This is a genomic window from Streptomyces sp. NPDC107517, from assembly GCF_055582645.1.
The window spans coordinates 1-22,891 of sequence record NZ_JBVJPM010000003.1 but is presented as its reverse complement, the minus strand read 5'-3'; the positions used below and the strand labels follow the sequence as shown (position 1 = coordinate 22,891).

Sequence of the window (22,891 nt, the reverse complement as noted above, 5' to 3'; positions counted from 1 at the left end):
GGCGCCGCCAATGCGCCCCCAAGACGCTTGACGGCCCGGCCTCATCGGGTGAATATTCATCGCATGATGAATAACCCCGAGGGGTCATCCCCTCCGGAGCCCTCTCCCCTTCCCTCTCCCGCAGCTTCGCCGGAACCCCCGGCGGCCGCCGTGCACGCCGCCGGCCTCACCGTCGTCCGAGGCCCCCGCCCCGTCCTGCACGCCCTGGACTTCACCGTCCCCCGAGGTCAGATCACCGGTCTCCTCGGCCCCTCGGGCTGCGGCAAGTCCACGCTCATGCGCGCGATCGTCGGAACCCAGGCCAAGGTCACCGGCACGCTCACCGTCCTCGGTCACCCGGCGGGCTCGGCGGAACTCCGCTCCCGCATCGGATACGTCACCCAAGCCCCCTCGGTGTACGCCGACCTGACGGTCCGCCAGAACCTGGACTACTTCTCGGCGGTACTCCAGCCCGGCCGCGCCGCCGCCTCCCACCGCCGCGACGACGTCGCCCGTGTCATCGCCGAAGTGGACCTGACCTCCCACGCCGACGCCCTGGCGGGCAACCTCTCGGGCGGCCAGCTCAGCCGCGTCTCCCTCGCCGTCGCCCTCCTCGGCACCCCCGAACTCCTCGTCCTCGACGAACCGACCGTCGGCCTGGACCCCGTCCTGCGCCGCGATCTGTGGAACCTCTTCCACTCCATCGCCGCCGAGCGTGGCGCCACGCTCCTCGTCTCCTCCCACGTGATGGACGAGGCCGAACGCTGCCACCGCCTCCTCCTCATGCGTGAAGGCGAGATCCTCGCCGACGACAGCCCCGACGCCCTGCGGGCCGCCACCGGCGCCGTCACCGTCGAAGACGCCTTCCTCCACCTCGTCGACCAGGCCGACACCCTCCAGCGGAGCCCCCGATGAACGCAGCCCGCACCTTCGCCACCGCAGCCCGAGTCCTGCGCCAGCTCCGCCACGACCCGCGCTCCATCGCCCTGATGCTGCTCGTCCCGTGCGTGATGCTCTTCCTGCTCCGCTACGTCTTCGACGGCATCCCCGGCACCTTCGACTCCATCGGTGCCTCCCTCCTCGGCATCTTCCCGCTCATCACGATGTTCCTGGTCACGTCCATCGCCACCCTGCGTGAACGCACCTCGGGCACCCTCGAACGCCTCCTCGCGATGCCTCTCGGCAAGGGTGACCTCATCGCCGGTTACGCCCTCGCCTTCGGCGCCCTCGCGGTCGTCCAGTCCGTCCTGGCGACGGCCCTCGCCCTGTGGGGCCTCGGCCTCGACGTCACCGGCTCCGCCTGGCTCCTGCTCCTGGTCGCCCTCCTCGACGCCCTGCTCGGCACCGCCCTCGGCCTCTTCGTCTCCGCCTTCGCGGCCTCCGAGTTCCAGGCCGTCCAGTTCATGCCGGCGGTGATCTTCCCCCAGCTGCTCCTGTGCGGCCTGTTCATCACGCGCGACAAGATGCAGCCCGTCCTCGAAGGGATCTCCGACGTCCTCCCCATGTCGTACGCCGTCGACGGTATGAACGAAGTTCTCCGGCACACCGACCTCACCGCCGACTTCATCCGCGACGCGGCCGTCGTCGCCGGCTGTGCCGTCCTCGTCCTGGCCCTCGGCGCCGCAACTCTCCGCCGCCGTACGGCCTGACCGCCGCCGATGCGAGGATGACCCCGACGGACGCAACCGCACCGAACCCCGCGCCCCGAAGGGTGGCCTCCATGCCCCAGCAGCACGTCGCAGTCCTCGGCACCGGAAAGATCGGCGAGGCCCTGCTCAGCGGAATGATCCGAGCGGGCTGGGCCCCGGCCAACCTCCTGGTCACGGCCCGCCGCCCGGAGCGCGCCGAAGAGCTCCGCACCCGCTACGGCGTCACCCCCGTCACCAATGCGGAAGCCGCCAAGCAGGCCGACACCCTGATCCTCACGGTCAAGCCCCAGGACATGGGCACGCTCCTGACGGAACTGGCCCCGCACCTGCCCGCCGACCGCCTGATCATCAGTGGCGCGGCGGGCATCCCCACCACCTTCTTCGAGGAGCGCCTGCCCGAAGGCACCCCCGTCGTGCGCGTCATGACGAACACGCCGGCCCTCGTCGACGAGGCCATGTCCGTCATCTCCGCCGGCTCCCACGCCACGGCCGCCCACCTCGCCCACGCCGAGGAGATCTTCGGCGCCGTCGGCAAGACGCTCCGCGTGCCCGAGTCCCAGCAGGACGCCTGTACCGCCTTGTCAGGCTCGGGCCCGGCGTACTTCTTCTACCTGGTCGAGGCCATGACCGACGCGGGAATCCTGCTCGGCCTCCCCCGCGACAAGGCCCACGACCTGATCGTCCAGTCCGCGATCGGCGCCGCCACGATGCTCCGCGACAGCGGCGAACACCCCGTCAAGCTCCGAGAGAACGTCACCTCCCCCGCCGGCACCACCATCAACGCCATCCGCGAACTCGAGAACCACGGAGTCCGGGCAGCCCTGATCGCCGCCCTGGAAGCCGCCCGGGACCGCAGCCGAGAACTGGCCTCCGGCAACAGCTGACCCACGGCCCCGCGCCCTCCACCGCCGCCCGCGCCCGAGTACGGCGCGGGCGGCGGTGGAGGGAGAAGGACAGGCGATGCGAGAGCAGCCCTCACATGGCGCTGCGGTCCATCAGTGAGAAGAACGTGTCACCGCGGACGACCTCGAAGGGGTCCTCCAGCAGTGCGGCGAGGTCCGCGATGTCGCTCGGGGTCCAGTCCCAGGCGTTGATCGCGGCGGCGATGAACATCGGCTTCGACGTGTCCCGCCCCTCGATGTGCCTGAGAAGCGCGTCGCGGAACTCCTTGCCCTTCCCCTGCGGGTAGAAGTTGCCGATCACCGGGATCCCGGCCGGCCGCACCTGCAGGTCGCCGGTCTCCCAGGACTGGATGACGCCGCGCACCGGCGTGTTCTTGCGGTAGGACGCCATGACCCGCTCGTCGAACGGGATCCAGCCGTCGCCCGCGGTGTTGCGGGGGTTGTAGGCGTAGGCCAGGTCCATGCCGGTGCGGCGCAGGAAGCGGCCGCTGAGTGCCGTGTACGCGTCCAGAGCCTCCTCGGGCCAGGACCCGGGGTAGGTGTAACCCGCCCCGGACGGGCCGGAGATGAGCAGGTCGTTGGCGGTCGCGGTCCGCTGGTAGTACGCCAGGAGCGCCGGTCCGATGTCGGCGAGCAGCGGGCTCACCGTCCAGTTCACGGGGACGGTGCCGCGCTTCGGGTCGTCCCAGATGTCCCGCATCCTGCGCTGGCAGTACTGGACGTTGTCGCCCTCGCCGACCGTCAGCGTCACGTACACGCGGTTCTCGAGCTCGGCCTTCGGGCGGGGCCGCACCCGGTCGGAGACCTTCGCCCCGGTGCCCGCGTGCACCGTCCCGTTCATGTAGAAGTCGGCGGGCACGACCTGGAGGCCGTGCTGCGAGGCGCGGTCGACGCCGCCCCACTCACCGGCCACGTCGTTGGAGAACCAGCCGGTGTACGGGGTGGTCGGTTCGAGCCGGGAGAACGTCTCGTCCAGCAGCTTGCCGGTGTCGCCCGACGGCGGCAGCCACAGCACCATGGCCTTGCTCGCCACCACGTAGTCCCGGAAGTACGGGAAGGGCTCGACGCGGGTGGGCGCGGTGGTGGCGGCGGTGACCAGGTACTGGTTCCACATGTCGACGTCGACCGTGAGTTCCTTGGCGCCGGCCGGCGCGGTGAAGTGGTAGACGAAGTAGCCGCCGCCGTCGCTGAACCGGTTCGACTTGTCCCCGATGGAGGAGTTGAGACCGTCGAACAGGTACGGCTTCTCGGCGTCGGTGCCCGGCGTGAACGAGGCGATGTCCTTGCCGTCCGCCTTCACGGTGACGGAGGCGACCGACGCGCCCCAGCCGTCGTCCCCGAAGGAGTCCTGGAACCGGAGGTAGACATCGTTGTCGCCGCCGAGTTCCGGGCTGAGGTCGAGCGTGCGCACCTTGCGGTTGGAGATGTCGCGGATCCGCTCGGTCTCCCGGGCGACCTCGCGCCACTTGATGCCGGCCACGTTGACGGTCCGGCTCGGGGGCAGGCCGGCCAGCAGGGCGTGGCTGCAGTGCGGGAAGAGGTGGTCGAGCTGCCAGCGGTAGGTGGCCAGGACGTCGTCGGCGTCGAAGCGGCCGCGCAGGTCGGTGACGGTCTTCAGGCCGTGGGTCTTCGCCTGTTCGGCGGTGGCGGCGACGGCGCCGTGGAGCCCGGCGAGCGTGGTGGCGACGTTCACCGAGTCCGGCACGTCGGGGTCGATGAGGACGGCGCCGCGCACCTCGTCGCGGTAGCGGCCGACCAGGTCCAGGGCGTCGGCGTGGTGGGTGGCCTTCGCGCCGGTGCCGTCGAGCCAGCGCAGATCGACCTCGCCGCTGTCGAAGTTGAAGTAGAGGCGTGGGCTGCGCCGGTTGACGATGCCCTGCAGGGTCGTCAGCAGCAGTTGGTCGTTGCCGGTCAGCTTGCTGACGTCGGCGACGTCGAGCCGGGTGGCCCGGCCGAAGGACGGCAGGAGACGGGCCGCGGCGCCGCGCTCGGCAGCCCCTGCCTGTTGCGGCAGACAGATCCCGATACTTCCGGCTGCCAGGACCGCGCCGCCCGCCTGCAGGAGATTTCTTCGTGACACCATCGACGATCACTGCTCCTCGAAAGCCTGACATCGTTGTAAACAGTCGGCGAAAGTAAGCCGGTCGAGGCCTGTTGTCCATGGGGTGCGCGCAGATTTCTGCCGCGGTGGACCAACTTCCTTGCTACTGACCGGCAATGACGTCCCAAGTGTTGACGGCCTTGCTCCACCTGATCTACGTTGCGCCGCACTTGGCTTTCCATCGTTGTAACTCGGTCACCGGGAGCATGAGTTGAACAGACGCACCCTCCTTGCCGCCTCCTTCGCCGCCGCGGCCACCGCCGCCGTCTCGGGCTGCGGCAGCGGGTCCGGCCGCAAGCCGGGTGAGCTCGAGGTCCTCTACCGCGTGGAGAAGACCTGGCCGCACCTGGAGAAGATGCTGAAGGAGGCCAAGAAGGAGTACGAGGCCGCGCACAAGGGCGTCACCGTCAAGCTGACACCGGTCCAGGGCAGCAGCGAGGACTACTACACCAAGCTCGCCCTCCTGAACCGCTCGCCCGGCTCCGCCCCCGACGTCTACTTCCACGACACCTTCCAGGTCAACGCCGACGTCGCGGCCAAGAAGCTGGCCCCGCTGGACTCCTACCTCGCCAAGTGGCCCGACTGGCAGGAGCAGTTCCCCGCGTCGCTGCGCCAGGCGGCCCGTGGCCTGGACGGCAAGACGTACGGCGTCCCGATCTCCACCGACAACCGCGGCCTCTGGTACAACAAGGACGTCTTCAAGTCAGCGGGACTGCCCGAGAACTGGGCCCCCAAGACCTGGGACGACATCCTCGACGCGGCCCGCACCATCAAGCGCAAGGTGCGCGGCGTCACCCCGTTCTGCATGTACTCCGCGAAGATCCACGGCGAGGGCGCCACCATGCAGGGCTTCGAGATGCTTCTGTACGGCACTCCCGGCGGCACCCTCTTCGACCACGGCAAGTGGGTGGCGCGGAGCAAGGGAATCACCGACTCCCTGAAGTTCATCGACGCGGTCTACCGCGAGGACCTCGGGCCCAAGAAGGCCGACGCCCTCAACGCCAAGCTCGCCGACAAGGCGCTGTTCGAGTGGTTCCCCGCGGGCAAGCTCGGCATCAGCCTGGACGGCGGCTGGATCTCCGGCTCCTGGAAGCCGGCCGGACCGCACCCGTGGCCGGAGTGGACCGACAAGATGGGCTGGGTCCCGATGCCCACGCAGGGCGGCGAGGCACCGGGGGCCGTCAGCATGTCGGGCGGCTGGGTCATGGCGGTCAGCTCGTACAGCAAGCTCAAGCAGAAGGGCTTCGACTTCATCACGGTGGCGCTGAACAAGAAGAACGCGGCCATGTACTCCGAGGGCTCCGGCGACCTCGCCGTCCGCAAGGACGTGGCGTCCGACCCGGCGTACCTCAAGAGCGACCCCTCGATCGAGTTCTGGACGGACCTCGCGAAGTACACCCACTACCGGCCCGCCTACGAGCAGTACCCGAAGGTCTCCGCGCAGATCCAGGAGGCGATGGAGGCGGTCACCACCGGAAGCAGCTCCCCGGCGGACGCGGCGAAGCGCTACGCCCAGGAAGTGAGCCGGATCGTCGGTGCGGACAACGTTGTCTCGACCTCATGACGATGACCGCCTCCGCCCCGGCGACGCGCACCCCGGCGAAGACGCCGCAGCCGTCGCCGGGCCGCCGCTCGCTGCGGTGGCTCCTGCCGCTCGCGCCGGCCCTGGTCCTGATCGCGGTCTTCATGGTGGGGCCGGTCCTGTGGAGCGTCTGGATCGCCTTCACCAACGAGACCCTCACCGGGTCGGCCTCCGTGAACTCGCACTTCATCGGCCTGGACAACTTCACCAGGCTCTTCGGTGACGAGGCGTTCACCGGCTCGCTGGTGCGCACCCTGGTCTTCGTCCTGTTCTCGGCCGTCCTCGGCCAGAACGTGCTCGGCCTGCTGATCGCCCTGGTGCTCCGCGGCAAGAACCGGGTCGTCCGGGGCGTGGTGAACGGTGTCGTCATCGCGGCCTGGGTCGTCCCCGAAGTCGTCGCCGCCGCCTGCTGGTTCTCGTTCCTCGACGAGAAGGGCACGCTCAACTCGGTGCTCGGCGTGCACCAGGAGTGGCTGGTCTCCGCGCCGATGCTCGCCGTGATCCTCGCCAACACCTGGCGCGGCACCGCGTTCTCCATGCTCGTCTACTCGGCGGCCCTGTCGGAGGTGCCCCGTGACGTGCTGGAAGCCGCGAAGGTCGACGGCGCCTCCACCGGCCGCACCTTCTTCAGCGTCACCCTGCCGCTGATCCAGCGCTCCGTGCTCTCCAACCTGATGCTGACCACGCTGCAGACCCTCGCGAGCTTCGGCCTGATCTACGCCCTGACCGGCGGCGGCCCGGGCGAGGAGAGCCAGACCACGCCGCTGTACATGTACGAGCAGGCGTTCAAGTACTTCGAGGTCGGCTACGGCAGCGCCATCGCCCTGGTGATGCTCCTGTTCGGCGCGCTGCTCTCGCTGGTGTACCTGCGGCTGATCAAGGTGGAGGACTGATGACCCGCTGGGGCGCGCGCACCGCGTCGCACGCCGTGATCGTGCTGATCACGCTCTGCTTCCTCGGCCCGTTCGTGTGGGTGCTGCTCTCCTCCGTGCAGCCCGGCTCCTCCCCGGCGGCCGAGCCGTCCTTCTCCTTCTCGCTCACCAACTTCCGGGCCGTCCTGAACTGGGACACGGTGTACGGGCCGCTGCTCAACTCCGTGATCATCTCCGGCTCCACGGCCCTGCTCACGGTCGTCGTCTCCGGCCTCGCCGCCTACCCGCTCTCGCGCTACCGGCTGCGCTACAAACGGCACTTCATGCTCACGCTGCTGTTCTCCACGGGCCTGCCGCTCACCGCGATCATGGTGCCGGTCTACGCGATGTTCTTCCGCTTCCAGCTGTACGGCTCCGTCCCGGCGATGGTGCTGTTCCTGACGGCCAGCGCGCTGCCGTTCGCCATCTGGATGATGAAGAACTTCATGGACGGCGTGCCGGTCAGTCTGGAGGAGGCCGCCTGGGTGGACGGCGCGGGCTGGGTCCAGTCACTGCGCCGCGTGGTGGCACCCCTGATGGCGCCGGGCGTCGCGGTCGTCGCGATCTTCGTGTTCGTCGGCCAGTGGGGCAACTTCTTCGTCCCGTTCGTGCTGCTCGACACCCCCGAGAAGCAGCCTGCCGCGGTCACCATCTACTCGTTCTTCTCTCAGTACGGCCAGGTGGCGTACGGGCAGCTGGCGGCGTTCTCCGTCATCTACACCACGCCGGCCGTCCTGCTCTACGTCCTCGTCAACAAGTACCTCTCCGGCTCGTTCAACATGGCCGGATCGGTGAAGGGATAGCACGGTGCGCATCATCGGTGTCGAGCCGACCGACCTGTTCGTCGGTCCCGCTGACCACCCCCTGCAGGTCGTCCGGGTCGAGCTCAGCGAGCCCGCCCCGGTCGTCGTCAGCGGCCCCGGTGCCCACGGCGAGGGCGCGGCGGGGGAGCCGGGCAGGCCCGTGGAGATCGGGGTGCGCTGCGACGCCGCGCCCGGCACCGTCGTCCCCCTCACGGTGACCGCCGGCGACCAGGTGGCACACGCCGAACTGACCGTGGCGGAGCCGGGCTGGACGGTGTGGATGGTGCCGCACTTCCACTACGACCCGGTGTGGTGGAACACGCAGGCCGCGTACACCACGACCTGGGACGACGCCGGCGACACGGCGCAGCAGTTCCGTATCGACTGGCAGTACACCGGCTTCGAGCTGATGCGGCTGCACCTGCAGACCGCGCGCCGCGACCCCGACTACCGGTTCGTGCTGGCCGAGGTCGACTACCTCAAGCCGTACTGGGACGCGCACCCCGGCGACCGCGCCCATCTGCGCCGCCTGCTGCGCGAGGGCCGCGTCGAGCTGATGGGCGGCACCTACAACGAGCCCAACACGAACCTCACCTCCGCCGAGTCGACCGTCCGCAACCTCGTGTACGGCATCGGTTTCCAGCGCGGCGTCATGGGCGGCGACCCGCAGACGGCCTGGCAGCTGGACGTGTTCGGGCACGACCCGCAGTTCCCCGGGCTCGCCGCCGACGCCGGGCTCACCTCGTCGTCGTGGGCACGCGGCCCGCATCACCAGTGGGGCCCGATGCTCACCGACCGCGACCGGGAGCAGGACGGCTGGGGCGACCCGTCGACGATGCAGTTCCCCGCCGAGTTCGAGTGGCTCTCGCCCAGCGGCCGCGGCGTCCTCACCCACTACATGCCGGCGCACTACAGCGCCGGCTGGTGGATGGACTCCGCCACCAGCCTCGCCGAGGCGGAGGACGCGGTCCTGGAGCTGTACCGGCTGATGAAGAACGTCGCCGCGACCCGCAACCTGCTCCTCCCCGTCGGCACCGACTACACCCCGCCCAACCGCTGGGTCACCGAGATCCACCGGGACTTCGCCGCCCGCTACACCTGGCCGCGCCTGAAGTGCGCCCTGCCGAGCGAGTTCTTCGCGGCGGTACGCGGCGAGCTGACCGAACCCTCGCCGCAGACCCGGGACATGAACCCGGTCTACACCGGCAAGGACGTGTCGTTCATCGACACCAAGCAGGCGCAGCGCGCGGCCGAGTCGCTGCTCACGGAGGCCGAGACGTTCGCCGCCCTCGCCTCCGTCGAGACGGGCGCGGACTACCCGCACGCCCGCATCGACAAGGCGTGGCGGCAGCTCGCGTACGGCGCGCACCACGACGCGATCACCGGCTCCGAGTCCGACCAGGTCTACCTCGACCTGCTCACCAGCTGGCGGGAGGCGTACGACACCGGGCGCGAGGTCCTCGACGTCTCGCTGCGCCGGCTCGGCCCCGCCGCCGAGGACACGGTGACCGTCTTCAACCCGTCGGTGTGGCCGCGCACCGACCTCGTCCGCATCCGCCTCGCCCACCCCGGACCCGGCTTCGACGGCTGGGAGCTGGCGGACGGCACGCCGCTCGTCCTGGAGCACGCGCGCCACCACGAGGACGGCTCGCTCGCCGAGGCCGACGTGGTCTTCCTCGCCGCCGACGTCCCGCCGCTCGGCTACCGCACCTTCCGTCCCCGCCCCTCCCGCACGGCATCGCACTGGACGCCGTCGCCCGAGGGCACGACCCGCATCACGAACTCCACACACGTCCTCGAAGTGGACCCGCGACGCGGCGGCTGCGTCTCCCGGCTGACCGTCGAGGGCCGCGAACTGCTCCAGGCCGGCCGCGTAGGCAACGAACTCCTGGTCTACGAGGAGTACCCGGCGCACCCCCGCTACCACGAGGGCCCCTGGCACCTCGTGCCGAACGGCGCCGTGACGGGCTCGGCGTCCGCGCCCGCCACAACCGTGCGGACCGAGACGAGCGCCCTCGGCGAGCGGATCACGGTGACCGGCACGGTCGGCCCCGTGCGGTACACGCAGACCCTCACGCTCTGGCACGGCGTCGACCGTCTCGACGGCGTCACGCACATCGACGCGTTCGACGGGGCCGACCGGCTGTTGCGGCTGCGGTGGCCGGTGCGGGTGCCCGGCGCACTGCCGGTCAGCGAGGTCGCGAACGCCGTCATCGGGCGCGGTTTCGGTCTGATCGACGTCGACTCGGCGGAGCATCCCTGGACCCTCGACAACCCGGCGAACAACTGGTTCGCCCTGTCGTCCACCGCACGCGTCCGGCTCCCCGACGGGGACCGTGCCCTCGGCATCGCCGAGATCGTCACGCCCGACGGCGCCGGCGCCAAGGACCTCGCCGTCGCCCTGGTGAAGGCGGGCGTGACCAGCACCTGCTCGGCCGCGCCCGGCGCCCGCTACGGCGACCTCGCCGTGGACTCCAACCTCCCCGACGTGCGCATCGCGATCGGTGGCCCGGACGAGAACCCGTTCACCGCCGAGGTGCTGACGGGGGAGTACGCCGACGCGTTCGCCGCGCAGCTCGCGGCGACCGGCCGGGCCCGCCTGTGGGTCCCGGCCGACAGTTCGCTGGAGAAGGTGTGGGTGCCGGGCGCCGATCTGCGCGCCGCGCACGCGCTGCCGGTGCTCGTCGTGGCCGGTGAGGGCGCGGTGGACGACCTGGTCGCCGACCTGGACGACGCGACGATCGAGGTCGCGCACGGCGGCCCGCTCACCGAACCGCCGCTCGACGACTACACCGTCGCCCTCGTCAACCAGGGCGTTCCCGGCTTCGCGGTGGACTCCGGCGGCGCCCTGCACCTGTCGCTGATGCGCTCCTGCACCGGCTGGCCGTCCGGCGTGTGGATCGACCCGCCGCGGCGCACGCACCCGGACGGCTCCACGTTCCAGCAGCAGCACTGGACCCACTCCTTCGACTACACGCTGATGGCCGGGCCGGGCGACTGGCGCGCGCAGAACGTGGTCCCGCGTGCCCACGACGTCAACCACCCGCTGCGCGCGGTACGTGGCGAGGGCGAGGGCCGGCCGGAGGAGCGGTCGTTCCTCGCGGTGGAACCGGCGGGCCAGGTCGTCCTCAGCGCGCTCAAGCCGACGGGGAACCCCCTGGCCGAGGGTGAACTGCCGGGGCCCGTGACGGGATTGACGATGCGTCTCTACGAGGCGACCGGCCGGCCGGTCCAGGCCGCTGTGGCCACGGACCTCCCCCTCACCGAGGCCCACCGCGCCACCCTGCTGGAGCAGCCGCAGACCCCGCTCGCCGGGCTCACCGTCGACCTCGGCGGCATGGACATCGCCACGGTCGTGGCCCGGCTCCCACGGGCGCGCGGCGGGGTGGAGCCCGGCCACGAGCCGGACCAGCCGGTGTTCACCCGCTACTGGCTGCACAACACCGGCCCGGCCCCGACCGGGAACCTGCCCGTGGCCGTCCACCTGCACCCGCCGGTGCTGCACGGCGCGGGCGACGTCACGCTCACCGTGGCCTCCGGCCTCACGGACGCGTCCACTGCCGGAGAGGTCCGGCTCCTGCTCCCGGAGGGCTGGTCGGCGGACACGACAGCGGTGCCGTACGACCTCGAACCGGGCGGCCACCTCGCCCGCGAGATGCGCGTCACGCCACCCCCGTCGGCGGAAGAGGGAACGTACTGGCTGCGGGCGCGCACGACGTACGACGGGCAGACCTTCGAGGACGTGACCCGCGTCCTGATCGGCGAGGCGCCGGCTGCCGAGCCCGCGGTGACGCTCCGGACGACGGCGCTGCGGCTGGCCGCGGGCGAGGCGGGAACGCTCGACGTGCAGGTCACGTCGGACGCCCGTACTCCCGTCCACGTGCAGGCCCAGCTCATCAGCCCCTGGCAGACCTTCGAGCTGTTCCCGCACTGGAACACGGGCGCGGAGGTCCCGGCGCGGGGTGAGCACACGCTGAGCTTCCCGGTGTCCGTCCCCGCCGGCACCCGGCCCGGCCGCTGGTGGGCGGTCGTCAAACTGGCCGCCGCGGGCTGTCTGCACTACACCGAGGCGGTCGAGATCGAGGTCGTCCCGTGACGCACACCCACATCGCCGCCCGGGCCGGTGACCGGACCTTCACCGAGGCCGAGGTGGAGGCCCGGGTGGCGACACTCCGGCGCGGTCCCCTGGCGCCCCGCCTGCCCCGCCCGGGAACGGCGGACGCACGCAACCTGCGCCGCTGGGTGGTCCAGGTCATGACGTACGAGGCGGTCGTCGAAGCGGAGGCGGCGGCGCTGGACCTGCCGCCTCGACCGCCCGCCGAGGGCGGGTTGAGCCTGGTCGACGCCCTGCGGATGGGCGGCGTGGCGGCGGCGGTCCTGACGTCGCTGCCGGTGGCCCCCGCGGTACGCGAGCGGGTCACCGCCGGCGTCGCCGTACCGGAGCCCGCCGTCCGCGACTACTACGCCCGCAACCGTGACCTGCACCCCGGCCCCTACGAAGCGGAGCGTCCCGCCATCGAGCAAGAACTCCACCAGGCGGCCGCCGACCGCCACTTCGTGCTGTGGCTGGAACGCCGCCACGCCGCATCGGTGACCCTCATGCCCGGCTACGAACACCCGGCGGACCCCCGGCACGCGGACGCCACGCACCGTCACTAGAGCCCGATGAGCACGAGACCCCGATGAGCAGGAGGTGTCTGTGGCCGAGCTCGACGAGCTGCTGCAGCGGGCACGACGGATCCACGACCTGTACGACCGGCTGAACCTGCACGAACGCGGACGGGTGTGGACCCGGGAGGAGTTCATGCTCGGTTTCATGGGCGACGTCGGAGACCTCGCCAAACTGGTGATGGCCGAGGAGGGCGCCCGGGAGATGCCCGGCGGGCGGCAGGCGCTCGAGCACGAACTGGCCGACTGCCTGTGGTCCGTGCTGATCCTGGCGCACCGTTACGACGTCGACCTGCGGGCCGCCTTCGGCCGCACGATGACGGAGCTGGAGCAGGCCATCACGGCGCGGCTTCCCGAGGAAGGGTGAGCCCGATGGAACGCGAGGCCATGGACCTCGACGCATACGTCGCCCGGACGCGCACCGGGCCCTGCTACATCTGCGCCTACCTCGCGGGTGACCCGGACTACCGGCACGAGACGGTCTACGAGGACGACGCGCACGTGGCCTATCTGGACAGGTACCCGACCCTGCCGGGCAAGGTGCTGGTCGCGCCGAAGGCGCACATCGAGCACGTCGTCCGGGACCTGGACGAGGCGGCGTACGGCAGGCTGATGCTCGTGGTGCGCAGGGTGGCGCTGGCGGTGGAGGCGGTCTTCGCGCCGGAGCGGACGTACCTGCTGTCACTGGGCAGCGGGCAGGGCAACAGCCATCTGCACTGGCACATCGCCGGGCTGCCGCCGGGCGTGCCCTACGAGCAGCAGCAGTACCACGCCCTGATGACGGAGAACGGGGTGCTCGCACCCACCGCGGAGGAGAACGCGGACATCGCGAACAGGCTGCGCCGGGCGATCCGCTGAGGGGCAGGCGACATGGAACCGCCCGGCCTGACCGGCAGTGCTGCCGGTCAGGCCGGGCGGTTCGCGTCGCGGCACCTACTGACCTCCGAGCCCCGTCGTGGCCACGGACTTCACCATCTGGCGCTGGAAAATCATGAAGACCAGGATGAGCGGCACGGAAGCGAGCAGCCCGGAGGCGGCCAGCTGCGCGTACTGCAGCCCGTAGGAGTCCTTGACCGTCGCCAGGCCCACGGGCAGCGTCATCAGGGACTTGTCGCTCGTGCTGATGAACGGCCACAGGAAGTTGTTCCAGGCGCCGATGAACACGAAGATCGCCACGGCGGACAGGATCGGCCGGGACAGCGGCAGGACGACGCTGAGGAACACCCGGGCGTTGCTCGCCCCGTCGAGCCGGGCCGCCTCCTCCAGCTCACGCGGGATGGCGTCGAAGAACCTCTTCAGGATGTAGACCATCGGCGGCGCCACGACCTGCGGCAGGATCATGCCGGCGTAGGTGTCCACGAGGTTCAGCGAGAGCATCTCGCGGAACAGCGGCACGATCAGGATCTGCGGCGGCACCATGATCGACGCGATGGTCGCGGCGAACAGCAGCCGCCGGCCCCTGAAGAGCGTGCGCGAGAACCCGTACGCCGCGAGCGCGGACACCGCGACGGTCAGCACCGTGACCATCGCCGCCACGAAGAAGCTGTTCAGCGCCCACGTGGGGATATTGCCCTGGCTGAATATCTTGCCGTAGGCGGCGGCCGTGAAGCCGTGCTCCGGTATCCAGCCGTCCCCGACGGAGGTCGCGTCGGGTTCCGTCTTGAGCGAGGTCACCAGCGCCCAGGCGATGGGCGCCAGCCACATCAGGGCCATCAGCCCGAGCGCGGCCCAGGCGCCCACCTTGGCGCCGATCCCCGAGCCCAGTACCTGCTGCGGCCGGGTGCTGCGGCGGATCCGCGCGCGGCTCTCGGTCCCGCGCGCCGGCCGGGCCTTCGGGCGGATCAGAGTGTCGGCAGTCATCGTCACGCCTCCTTGCGCGAGAAGAACTTGAGCTGCCCGATGGAGAGGATCAGCAGCAGGGCGAAGAAGATGTACGACATGGCGGCTGCGTAGCCGAGCCGGTAGCCGGTGAACCCGGTGTCGAAGATGTACTCGAGGACCGGCCGGGTGGAGCCGTCCGGGCCGCCCTTGGTGAGCAGGAAGATCTGGTCGAACACCTTGAGCGAGGCCAGCACCTGCAGCACCGTGATCAGCGCGGTCGTGCGGTGGAGCTGGGGGATGGTGATGGACCACAGGCGCCGCCAGGCACCGGCGCCGTCGATCGCGGCGGCTTCGTAGAGCTGGTCGGGCACGGACTGCAGCGCGGCCAGGTACAGCAGGAAGTTGAAGCCGACGGTCCACCAGACGGTGATCAGGACCACCGACCACATCGCGTAGCGCTCCTCCACCAGCCAGCCGACGCCGTCCAGGCCGATCGCCTTGAGGAAGGTGTTGAGCATGCCGGAGTCCGTCTGGAACAGCAGGAGCCCGACCTGCCAGACCACGGCGCTGGTAAGGAGATACGGCGCGAAGAAGGAGAGCCGCCACAGCCACTGGCCGGGCAGTCCCGCGTGTACGAGGAGCGCCATGACCAGGGCGAAGACGACGAGCGGGACGGTGGACATGACCGTGAAGAGCACGGTGTGGCCGATCGTCTCCCACATCTTCGGGTCGGTGAGGGCCTCGGCGTAGTTGCCGAAGCCGACGAACGTGGAGTCCCCGTGCCCGGTGAGGCTGGAGTTGGTGAAGCTCATCCACAGGCCGTAGACGAGCGGGATCACCAGGAAGAGCGCGAAGGCCACCAGGAACGGGGCGACGAACAGCGGCCCCGATGCGCGGCCGCCGAGCGAGCGGCGGGCGGTGCGGCCGCCGCGAGCCTGCCATGTACTCATGACAATGATTCCTCTCGTGCGGCTCAGGCCGGGTTGGGCTTGCCGAGGTAGAAGTCGAGCGCCTTGACCATCTTGTCGACGGCGGCGGACGCGGAGTCGGCGCCCACAAGGGCGGTCTGCATCGCCTGGCACATCTGGACCTGCGAGTCCGCGCCGGCCCCCATGAACCAGGCGGGCGGGTCGAGCGCGGGGGTCTTCGCGGCGGCCGCGTACTCGATCTGCGGCTCCAGGTGCCGGTACTTCTGCGACTCGACGACCGGCAGGTAGCCGGGGATGTGTCCTGCCTGGGCCCAGGTGAAGCTGGCCTTGAACAGTTCGGCGACCAGACGGTGCGTGGTGCGCCGCCGCTCCTTGTCGGGGTTGTCCTGGTGCGGCAGCACGAACATGTGGGCGTCGGCCCAGCCCGCGGGGCTGTCGTAGATCTGGGGGAACGGGGCGGCGCCCAGCTCGATGCCCTTGATCTGGCGGAACGCGGCGGAGTCCCACTCGCCGGTGAAGATCAGCGGAGCCTTGCGGGAGGCGAATGAACCCACCGACGTGGCCGGGTCCATGGTCCGGCACTGGGGTGCGACCAGCTTCTGCATGAAGGTGACGGCCTCGACGGCCGTGTCCTTGTCGAGGCGGGTCTTCTTGCCGGACAGGTCGAACTCGGCGCCCGTCTGCTTGTACAGGGACCAGAACATCCGCCAGTTCTGCGCGGCGTCGTTGACGTGGCCGTACACCGGCCCGAGACCGCCCTTGTTGACGGAGCGGAGCTTCTTCGCGGCCTCCAGATAGCCTTCCGGGCCGCCGAAGGGGAGGAGCTTGCCGTCGCTGTCGACCAGGCCCGCCTTGTCCATCACCTCCTTGTCGTAGAAGACGACGAAGGGGTGGGTGTCGAGCGGCAGCGCGTACTGGCCGCCGTCGTACCGGCCACGCTTGGCCGTGACCGGGTTGACCTGGTCCAGGGTCACCCCGAACTCCCGGAACAGATCCATGTCCCAGGGGTCGAGCAGCCCGCCCGGCGCGTACCCGGCGAACCGCGACACGTGCATGATCGCGACGTCGGGCGCGCGGCCGCCGGCCGAGGCCATCGCCAGCTTGGTGTAGTACGACTGGCCCCAGTCCAGGACCGTCGTGGTCACCTTCAGGTCGGGAACCCTGCCCTCGACGGCGCTGACCATCTGCTTCATCAGGCCGCCGTCACCGCCGGTGAAGGGGTTCCAGTACTCGATGGCGTTCGTGCTCGCGGTGGCGATCGAGCCGCACGCGCTCAGCGCCGGGGCCGTCGCGGCCGCGGCGGATCCGAACAGGGCGCCACGCAGCAGGTTCCTGCGGGAGACGGCCATCACGCCGCCCCCTCGGTGTCCGACTCGATGGCGGCCGGGCGCAGTTGGGCGGCACGGACCCGCTCGACGTCGAGCTTGACGGAGCGGTCGAAGCGGTAGACGCCGTTCTGCTCCTGGAACACGTCGGTGAGCTGGGTGTAGCAGTAGCCGAACATGTCCGGGTCGTCGAGGAGCACCCCGGTCAGACCGGCGAAGCGCTGCTGGAACTCCTCCTCGTCCCGGGGCCGCTGCCCGTATCCCCACGAGGCGTCCCGGTCCTCACCGCCCGCCGCCGCGGCCTCCTCCGGGTTCCACCAGATCCCGCCGAACTCGCTGCAGAAATAAGGCTGTCCGCGGTACGGCACCGACCATTCGATCTCGCCCGGCTCGTCCTGCGGATTGATGAACGGCGCGTTCTTGTCGAGCCCCGCCATCAGCTCCCGGAAGGCTTCGGGGTCCTGCTCGTAGCAGTGCGAGTCATAGACGTCCGTCTCGTCCACGCGGTGGGAGTAGCCGGAGGCGTCGAGCACCGGGCGCGAGGTGTCGGCGGCCTTGGTGGCGAGGAACATCGCACGGGTCGCGTCGTCGAGCGTGGTGTGCCGGTCGTGGAGCTGCTGACGGGTCTCGTTGAGCGGGCACCAGCCGATGATCGAGGGGTGCGAGTAGTCCCGCTCGACGGCCTCCAGCCACTGGGCGGCGAAGCCGACGGTCTGCTGCTGGTTGTCGCCGCTCAGCGGGCCGCTGCTCGCGCCCCAGTCGCCGAACTCGCCCCACACCAGATAGCCCAGGCGGTCCGCGTGGTGGAGGAAGCGCTCCTCGAAGACCTTCTGGTGCAGGCGGGCCCCGTTGAACCCGGCGGCGAGCGACAGCTCGATGTCGCGGACCAGCGCGGCGTCGTCGGGCGCCGTCATCAGACCGTCCGGGTACCAGCCCTGGTCGAGGACGAGGCGCTGGAAGACCGGCTTGCCGTTGAGCAGGATCCGCTTGCCCTCGATGGTGACCGAGCGCAGCCCCGCGGTGCAGCGGGCACTGTCGACCACGGTGCCGGAGCCGTTCACCACGTCGAGGTGGATCTCGTACAGGTGCGGGTCCTCGGGCGACCAGGTCCTGCGGCGCTCCTCCGGGACGGGCAGCACGAGGCGCGGCGCGAGATCGAGGTGGGCCGCGACCGAGGCCTCGACCACGGTGCCCTGCTCGTCGGTGAGCCGGGCCCGGATGCGATGGCCCGCGCGGCTGCCGGACAGGGGAAGTTCGAGGTGGAAGCAGCCGGCGGCGAGGTCCGGCGTGATGCGGGGCCGCCCCAGATGAGTGTCGGCCACCGGCTCCAGCCACACGGACTGCCAGATTCCGGTCGTGCGGGTGTAGTGGCAGCTGTAGTTGGCGTACTGGTCGGACTGCTTGCCGCGGGCCTGCGGGCCCTGCCGGGAGTCCCTGGCGCGTACGACGACGACGGCCTCGTCGCCCGCGCTCACCACACCGCCGAGGTCGGCGCTGAAAGAGGTGAACCCGCCGCTGTGGCGGGCCACTTCACGTCCGTTCACCCACACGGTGGCGTCGTGGTCGACGGCCCCGAAGTGCAGAACGGGACGCCGGCCCCGCCAGTCCTCGGGGATCCGGACCGTGCGGCGGTACCAGACGGCCTGGTGGAAGTCGGTGTCCCCGATGCCCGACAGCTCCGACTCCGGGCAGAAGGGGACCGTGATCCGCTCGGACAGCTCGGCGTGCACCAGGCCGCGTTCGAGCCCGCTGTCTCCCGGGTCGAAGGCGAACTGCCAGGTGCCGTTGAGAGTGAGCCACTCGTCCCGGACGAAGCCGGGGCGGGGGTACTCGGGGCGGGGGACGTCGGTGTTCCCGTGATCGGGACGGGGGCGCTCTTCAGACAGAGTTGACATCGTTGTCTCCTGGGACGGCCTCAGCGATGGCGCTCATCACAGCACAGGACTTACATCGTTAAAAAGACTTGTGGGCCAGGTAGTTGAACGAACTCGCCGCGCGGCCCCACCCGCGTGGCTCACTGCCGTACGCTCCGCGGCCGTCGGGTCGGCAACGATGCGGCGCAGAAGGTAACAACCGCACTCATCAACCCCCGCGCCACGAGACGTCCGGCCGTGGCACCCAGCACAACGGCGGACCGCGAGACAGCCGGCCGCAGAAACTGGTCCCATCCCAGACACCCGACGATCGGCCCGTGGACCGGGAGCGAGCGCAAGCCGACGGGGTGTCTCAAAAGACGCCATTCGCCCGGCCACTCCACAGGCAATCGCCGACCGTTCTCGCAGCGGTGCAACCCCAGTGGAGAGACCCGCAGCACCACCCCGGCTGCCCCTCGCTCCCGCGAACCACTGGCTCGACAGTGGAGAGACCCGCAGCACCAGCCCTGCCGCCCCTCGCTCCCGCGAACCACTGACGCGAAGAATCACACGGGCACGGCGACGGCCGCACCGTTACTGCAGTGACCTGCACCGGCGCGACGGCGCCCCCGGCCGGTACCGGCACTGTTACGGCACTGACCTGTACCGGTGCGACGGCGCCCCGGCCGGTACCGGCACTGTCATGGCACTGACCTGTACCGGTGCGACGGGGGCCCGGCCGGCACCGGCACTGTTACGGCACTGACCCGCACCGGCGCGACGGCCCCCGCCGGCACCACGCCACCCGGCACGGATCCTCACCGGCACCGATCCTCACCGGCACGGATCCTCACCGGCACGGATCCTCACCGGCACCGATCCTCACCGGCACGGATCCTCACCGGCACGGATCCTCACCGGCACCGATCCTCACCGGCACGGATCCCGCACCCGCGCCTGAACTGTCACAGGCGAGGCGTTGCGCCTGACCCGTCACAGGCGAGGCGCCGCGCCTGACCCGTCACGTACGAGGTGCTGCGCCCGACCCCTCACGCCCGAGGCGCCCACGCCCGACCGTCACACGCAAAGCGCACCCGCCCAAGCCACGACCTCCGTCGTCGAGACCACCCGGGCGAAGCCGCCCCCGTGGAGTGTGACCGCCGAGGCCTGTGCCAGCTCCTCCGCTGTGCGGTGCCAGCCGAACGGGCCTTCCAGGTCGAAGGTGTACGTCGCGTCCAGAGCGAACAGCACCTCGTACCCCAGATTGCCGCCCATCCGCGCCGTTGTCTCCGCGCACATGTTGGTCTGGATCCCGGCCACCACGAACTGCCCGATGCCGGCCGCCCTGAGCCACGCGTCCAGGTCCGGCGTCCCGTAGAACGCCGAGTTCACGGACTTCGTCACCAGGAGCTCCGCTCCGTCCCCCTTCCCACGCCGCTCCTCCACGTACTCCTTGAAGCCGTTCCCGGCATACCCCGGCCGCAACGGCGACTCCGGCTTCGGCGAGTCGTGCCGCACGAAGACGACCGGCCGCCCCGTCGACTGCCACGCGTCGATCAGTGACGCGATGTTCTCGTCAGCCTCAGGGTTGTTCCGCGGTCCCCAGGTCCCCTCCTCCTCGAACCCCTTCTGCACGTCCACCACGATCAGCGCTGCGTTCTCTGCGATCTCCATGGCCACGATGCTCCCGCCCGGACCGCGCTCGCCCCAGAGGTACAGAAGACAGCGATCGATGATTTACTGCCACCGTGCCGCACGCAGACCCGCACTCACCCCCGCACCCCACCCAGCGCATCGCCCTCCTCACCTTCCCCGGCATCCGGGCCTTCGACGTCTCCGTCATCACCGAGGTCTGGGGCACCGACCGCACCGACCGCGGCGTCCCTGCCTTCGATCTGCGCCGCGTCGCCGAGGACCGCACGCCCGTCCCCATGCGAGGCGGACTCACGCTCACCCCCGATCGCACCCTCACCTGGCTGACACGCCTCGCGCCCGCCAACGATCTCCTCGTCGTCCCCGGCCTCGACGACCACCTCACCCCCGCGCCCGAACCGGTCCTCGAGTCCCTGCGCCGGGCCCACGCCCGCGGCGTCACCATCGCTGCTCTCTGCGGTGGTGCCTTCACACTCGCCCAGGCCGGCCTACTCGACGGCCGCCGCGCGATCACCCACTGGAACCTCGTCGACCTGCTCCGCGCCCATCACCCCCTGGTCACCGTCGAACCCGACGCCCTCTTCATCGAGGACGACAACATCTGGACCGCCGCAGGCACAGCCGCCGGCATCGATCTCTGCCTGCACCTCGTCCGCAGGACCCATGGCGCGGAGACCGCCGCCACCATCGCCCGATCGATGGTCACGGCCCCCTTCCGCACCGGAACGCAGGCCCAGTTCATCGAGCACCCCACGCCACGAGACGACCGCGACGCCGATGCGCTCACCTCCGTACGCGCATACGCACTCCAGCACCTCCACGAATCGCTCACCGTCGCCGGCCTCGCCGCTCGCGCCGGCATGTCCCCGCGCTCCTTCGCCCGTCACTTCACCGCAGCGACCGGCACCACCCCGCTGCGCTGGCTCCTGGACCAGCGCATGGCGGCAGCGCAGAAACTGCTCGAACGCACCGACCTCCCCATGCCCGAAGTCGCACGCCGCGCGGGCTTCGGCAGCGAGGTCACGATGCGCCAGCACTTCGCATCGCGCCTCGCCACCAGCCCACGCTCCTACCGGGCCTCATTCGCCCAGCGGCCCGTCACCCACTCCTAAGAACACCCGCCCTGAGGAGGGCCCTCCTCAGGGCGCCCCTATATAGGGACGCTTAGGAAGCGGGAAGCAGCCCGACCGCCCGGTAGGCGGCGTCCACGGTTGGCTTCGCCATCTCCCTCGCACGCTCAGCACCCCGCCGCAACACCTCCTCTACATACGCGGTATCCGCAACCAGCTCCTTGTGCCTTTTCTGCAGGGGCGCCAGAAGCTCCACCACGGCCTCCGCGGTCGCCTTCTTCAGCGCGCCATACGACTCATATACACCGCTCAGGCCCTCCGGGTTCCCACCCTCACAAGCGGCCAGAATCTCCAGCAGATTCGACACCCCGGGCTTGGCCTCGCGGTCGTACTCGACCTCCGTGCCGCTGTCCGTCACCGCCCGCAGGATCTTCTTGCGCACGACGTCCGGCTCGTCGAGGAGATAGACGATCCCGGCGCCGTTGTCGTGCGACTTCCCCATCTTGGAAGTCGGGTCCTGGAGGTCCATGACCCGCGCCGCCACCGCGGGCGGCGTCGCCCGCGGCACCACGAAGGTGTGCCCGTACCGCTGGTTGAACCGCACCGCGAGATCCCGGGTGAGCTCGACGTGCTGCGTCTGGTCATCACCCACCGGAACCTCGTCCGCCCCATAGGCGAGGATGTCCGCCGCCATCAGCACGGGGTACGTGAGCAGCGACAGCCGGACGCTCCCGCCCCGCTCCCGCTCGCGCGCGGACTTCTCCTTGTACTGGATCATCCGTCGCATCTCGCCGTCCGTGGCGACGCACTCGAGGAGATAGGACAGCCGGGCGTGCTCGTCCACATGACTCTGTACGAACACGGTGCACACCTCGGGATCGAGCCCCGAGGCAAGAAGCAGCGTCGCCGCCTGCTTACTGAGCCGGTGCACCCGCCCGGGATCGTGGTCCACGGTCAGCGCGTGCAGATCGACAACGCTGAACAGCGCGTCAGCTCTGTGTTGATCGACTTCTGCCCACTGACGTACGGCGCCCAGATAGTTCCCCAGCGTCAGATGCCCGGTCGGCTTGACCCCGCTGAAGATTCGCGTCATCACTCCACCTCCTGGTCAGGACCGCCGCTGCCCGGCTGCCGGGTCCGTGGTCTCCAGGAGGGAGAAACAAGAACGGCCGCCGAAGCGGCGGCCGTTGGGTGCATGCTTGTGCCGGCCGCCGTCAGGCGGCCCACCACTGCTGGGTGTGCGCATGCGTAGTCACGAGCCCAAGAGTAGCCGTCACAGGCGTGAAGTTGACACTCCTGGGCCCGATACGTAGTGTTCTCCGAGTTGCCCGACGTGAGCTCCGGTTCCTGACCGGTCCCCGGGTGGCCATTCCGCTAGAACCATTCAACGATCGATGTCGTGTCTCTCCGAGATGCGCCACGGCACGTTTTCATGTGTTTTTGCGAAATGAGGAATCCGCGTTCGAAAGAACACCCCCGATTAGCTCGGGAGGCAGGACTCCGCTAAAGTCTCACTCGTCGGAACGGCCCAACGGCCGCAAAGACAAACTCCCGCTGACTGGGAGTCAGGCCCGAAAGGATCTGATAGAGTCGGAACCGCCGGAAAGGGAAACGCGAAAAGCCGAAAGGCCGGAGCGGAAACCTG

At 70.1% G+C, this 22,891-nt stretch carries 18 protein-coding genes; 11 read left to right on the top strand and 7 right to left on the bottom strand.

The features are described 5' to 3' along the window. The first annotated feature begins 63 nt into the window (after positions 1-63). The 3 genes from ACZ67T_RS07840 to proC all read left to right on the top strand — a co-directional run bounded on the left by ACZ67T_RS07840 (position 64) and on the right by proC (position 2,512). Entirely contained in the window at positions 64-894 is an 831-nt protein-coding gene (locus ACZ67T_RS07840; protein ID WP_469982341.1) for an ABC transporter ATP-binding protein, read from the top strand. Next, the gene (locus ACZ67T_RS07835; RefSeq protein ID WP_469982339.1) at positions 891-1,628 is read left to right on the top strand and encodes an ABC transporter permease; all 738 of its coding nucleotides are present in this window, start codon (positions 891-893) and stop codon (positions 1,626-1,628) included. Before ACZ67T_RS07840 ends, ACZ67T_RS07835 begins: the two co-directional genes overlap by 4 nt. Before the next feature lie 71 nt (positions 1,629-1,699). Continuing rightward, on the top strand, positions 1,700-2,512 hold the full coding sequence (gene proC, locus ACZ67T_RS07830; protein WP_389546633.1) for a pyrroline-5-carboxylate reductase: 813 nt from the start codon (positions 1,700-1,702) through the stop codon (positions 2,510-2,512). A 91-nt stretch (positions 2,513-2,603) separates the two neighbouring features. On the opposite strand, the gene ACZ67T_RS07825 is transcribed toward proC, so the two are convergent. Then, positions 2,604-4,613, bottom strand: a complete 2,010-nt coding sequence (locus ACZ67T_RS07825; protein ID WP_469982337.1) for a GxGYxYP domain-containing protein — start codon at positions 4,611-4,613, stop codon at positions 2,604-2,606. A gap of 229 nt (positions 4,614-4,842) precedes the next feature. Here ACZ67T_RS07825 and ACZ67T_RS07820 point away from each other — a divergent pair, with 229 nt between their 5' ends. Genes ACZ67T_RS07820 through ACZ67T_RS07790 form a run of 7 tightly spaced genes read left to right on the top strand, consistent with a single transcriptional unit; the run spans position 4,843 to position 13,453 of the window. Then, the gene (locus ACZ67T_RS07820; protein ID WP_469982335.1) at positions 4,843-6,195 is read left to right on the top strand and encodes an extracellular solute-binding protein; all 1,353 of its coding nucleotides are present in this window, start codon (positions 4,843-4,845) and stop codon (positions 6,193-6,195) included. A 2-nt stretch (positions 6,196-6,197) separates the two neighbouring features. Then, positions 6,198-7,106, top strand: a complete 909-nt coding sequence (locus ACZ67T_RS07815) for a carbohydrate ABC transporter permease (RefSeq protein WP_469983066.1) — start codon at positions 6,198-6,200, stop codon at positions 7,104-7,106. Further along, positions 7,106-7,927 (top strand): carbohydrate ABC transporter permease, encoded by an 822-nt coding sequence (locus ACZ67T_RS07810; RefSeq protein WP_469982333.1) that lies wholly within the window; start codon positions 7,106-7,108, stop codon positions 7,925-7,927. Before ACZ67T_RS07815 ends, ACZ67T_RS07810 begins: the two co-directional genes overlap by 1 nt. Positions 7,928-7,931: 4 nt before the next feature. Next, the gene (locus ACZ67T_RS07805; protein WP_469982331.1) at positions 7,932-12,023 is read left to right on the top strand and encodes a glycoside hydrolase family 38 N-terminal domain-containing protein; all 4,092 of its coding nucleotides are present in this window, start codon (positions 7,932-7,934) and stop codon (positions 12,021-12,023) included. Next, complete coding sequence (locus ACZ67T_RS07800; protein ID WP_469982330.1) at positions 12,020-12,586, top strand: DUF7158 domain-containing protein; 567 nt, start codon at positions 12,020-12,022, stop codon at positions 12,584-12,586. The genes ACZ67T_RS07805 and ACZ67T_RS07800 overlap by 4 nt, the downstream gene beginning before the upstream one ends. 40 nt (positions 12,587-12,626) lie before the next feature. Then, positions 12,627-12,962: a MazG nucleotide pyrophosphohydrolase domain-containing protein gene (locus ACZ67T_RS07795; RefSeq protein ID WP_469982328.1), complete on the top strand. Its 336-nt coding sequence runs from the start codon at positions 12,627-12,629 to the stop codon at positions 12,960-12,962. Positions 12,963-12,967: 5 nt separating this feature from the next. Continuing rightward, the gene (locus ACZ67T_RS07790; protein ID WP_469982326.1) at positions 12,968-13,453 is read left to right on the top strand and encodes an HIT family protein; all 486 of its coding nucleotides are present in this window, start codon (positions 12,968-12,970) and stop codon (positions 13,451-13,453) included. Between the two features lie 75 nt (positions 13,454-13,528). On the opposite strand, the gene ACZ67T_RS07785 is transcribed toward ACZ67T_RS07790, so the two are convergent. The 5 genes from ACZ67T_RS07785 to ACZ67T_RS07765 all read right to left on the bottom strand — a co-directional run bounded on the left by ACZ67T_RS07785 (position 13,529) and on the right by ACZ67T_RS07765 (position 20,197). After that, a complete protein-coding gene (locus ACZ67T_RS07785) occupies positions 13,529-14,455 on the bottom strand; it encodes a carbohydrate ABC transporter permease (RefSeq protein ID WP_469982324.1) in 927 nt (308 codons plus the stop codon). A gap of 2 nt (positions 14,456-14,457) precedes the next feature. Continuing rightward, positions 14,458-15,366 (bottom strand): carbohydrate ABC transporter permease, encoded by a 909-nt coding sequence (locus tag ACZ67T_RS07780; protein ID WP_469982322.1) that lies wholly within the window; start codon positions 15,364-15,366, stop codon positions 14,458-14,460. A 23-nt stretch (positions 15,367-15,389) separates the two neighbouring features. Beyond that, positions 15,390-16,694 carry an extracellular solute-binding protein gene (locus tag ACZ67T_RS07775; RefSeq protein WP_469982320.1) on the bottom strand — a complete coding sequence of 435 codons (1,305 nt, stop codon included), beginning with the start codon at positions 16,692-16,694 and terminating at the stop codon, positions 15,390-15,392. Further along, entirely contained in the window at positions 16,694-18,565 is a 1,872-nt protein-coding gene (locus tag ACZ67T_RS07770) for a glycoside hydrolase family 2 protein (RefSeq protein ID WP_469982319.1), read from the bottom strand. Before ACZ67T_RS07770 ends, ACZ67T_RS07775 begins: the two co-directional genes overlap by 1 nt. 1,035 nt (positions 18,566-19,600) lie before the next feature. Continuing rightward, the gene (locus ACZ67T_RS07765; protein WP_469982317.1) at positions 19,601-20,197 is read right to left on the bottom strand and encodes a cysteine hydrolase family protein; all 597 of its coding nucleotides are present in this window, start codon (positions 20,195-20,197) and stop codon (positions 19,601-19,603) included. A 74-nt stretch (positions 20,198-20,271) separates the two neighbouring features. Here ACZ67T_RS07765 and ACZ67T_RS07760 point away from each other — a divergent pair, with 74 nt between their 5' ends. Continuing rightward, positions 20,272-21,288 carry a GlxA family transcriptional regulator gene (locus ACZ67T_RS07760; RefSeq protein WP_469982316.1) on the top strand — a complete coding sequence of 339 codons (1,017 nt, stop codon included), beginning with the start codon at positions 20,272-20,274 and terminating at the stop codon, positions 21,286-21,288. A 52-nt stretch (positions 21,289-21,340) separates the two neighbouring features. Here the strand turns inward: ACZ67T_RS07760 and trpS are convergent, their stop codons facing one another. Continuing rightward, complete coding sequence (gene trpS / locus ACZ67T_RS07755; RefSeq protein WP_469982314.1) at positions 21,341-22,339, bottom strand: tryptophan--tRNA ligase; 999 nt, start codon at positions 22,337-22,339, stop codon at positions 21,341-21,343. Positions 22,340-22,891 lie beyond the last annotated feature (552 nt).

What these genes read in the sequence shown, in the direction of transcription:
- ACZ67T_RS07840 (WP_469982341.1), top strand. Translation starts at nt 64, where the DNA reads ATGATGAATAACCCCGAGGGGTCATCCCCTCCGGAGCCCTCTCCCCTT.
- ACZ67T_RS07835 (WP_469982339.1), top strand. Translation starts at nt 891, where the DNA reads ATGAACGCAGCCCGCACCTTCGCCACCGCAGCCCGAGTCCTGCGCCAG.
- proC (WP_389546633.1), top strand. Translation starts at nt 1,700, where the DNA reads ATGCCCCAGCAGCACGTCGCAGTCCTCGGCACCGGAAAGATCGGCGAG.
- ACZ67T_RS07825 (WP_469982337.1), bottom strand. Translation starts at nt 4,613, where the DNA reads ATGGTGTCACGAAGAAATCTCCTGCAGGCGGGCGGCGCGGTCCTGGCA.
- ACZ67T_RS07815 (WP_469983066.1), top strand. Translation starts at nt 6,198, where the DNA reads ATGACCGCCTCCGCCCCGGCGACGCGCACCCCGGCGAAGACGCCGCAG.
- ACZ67T_RS07810 (WP_469982333.1), top strand. Translation starts at nt 7,106, where the DNA reads ATGACCCGCTGGGGCGCGCGCACCGCGTCGCACGCCGTGATCGTGCTG.
- ACZ67T_RS07790 (WP_469982326.1), top strand. Translation starts at nt 12,968, where the DNA reads ATGGAACGCGAGGCCATGGACCTCGACGCATACGTCGCCCGGACGCGC.
- ACZ67T_RS07785 (WP_469982324.1), bottom strand. Translation starts at nt 14,455, where the DNA reads ATGACTGCCGACACTCTGATCCGCCCGAAGGCCCGGCCGGCGCGCGGG.
- ACZ67T_RS07780 (WP_469982322.1), bottom strand. Translation starts at nt 15,366, where the DNA reads ATGAGTACATGGCAGGCTCGCGGCGGCCGCACCGCCCGCCGCTCGCTC.
- ACZ67T_RS07775 (WP_469982320.1), bottom strand. Translation starts at nt 16,694, where the DNA reads ATGGCCGTCTCCCGCAGGAACCTGCTGCGTGGCGCCCTGTTCGGATCC.
- ACZ67T_RS07770 (WP_469982319.1), bottom strand. Translation starts at nt 18,565, where the DNA reads ATGTCAACTCTGTCTGAAGAGCGCCCCCGTCCCGATCACGGGAACACC.
- ACZ67T_RS07765 (WP_469982317.1), bottom strand. Translation starts at nt 20,197, where the DNA reads ATGGAGATCGCAGAGAACGCAGCGCTGATCGTGGTGGACGTGCAGAAG.
- trpS (WP_469982314.1), bottom strand. Translation starts at nt 22,339, where the DNA reads ATGACGCGAATCTTCAGCGGGGTCAAGCCGACCGGGCATCTGACGCTG.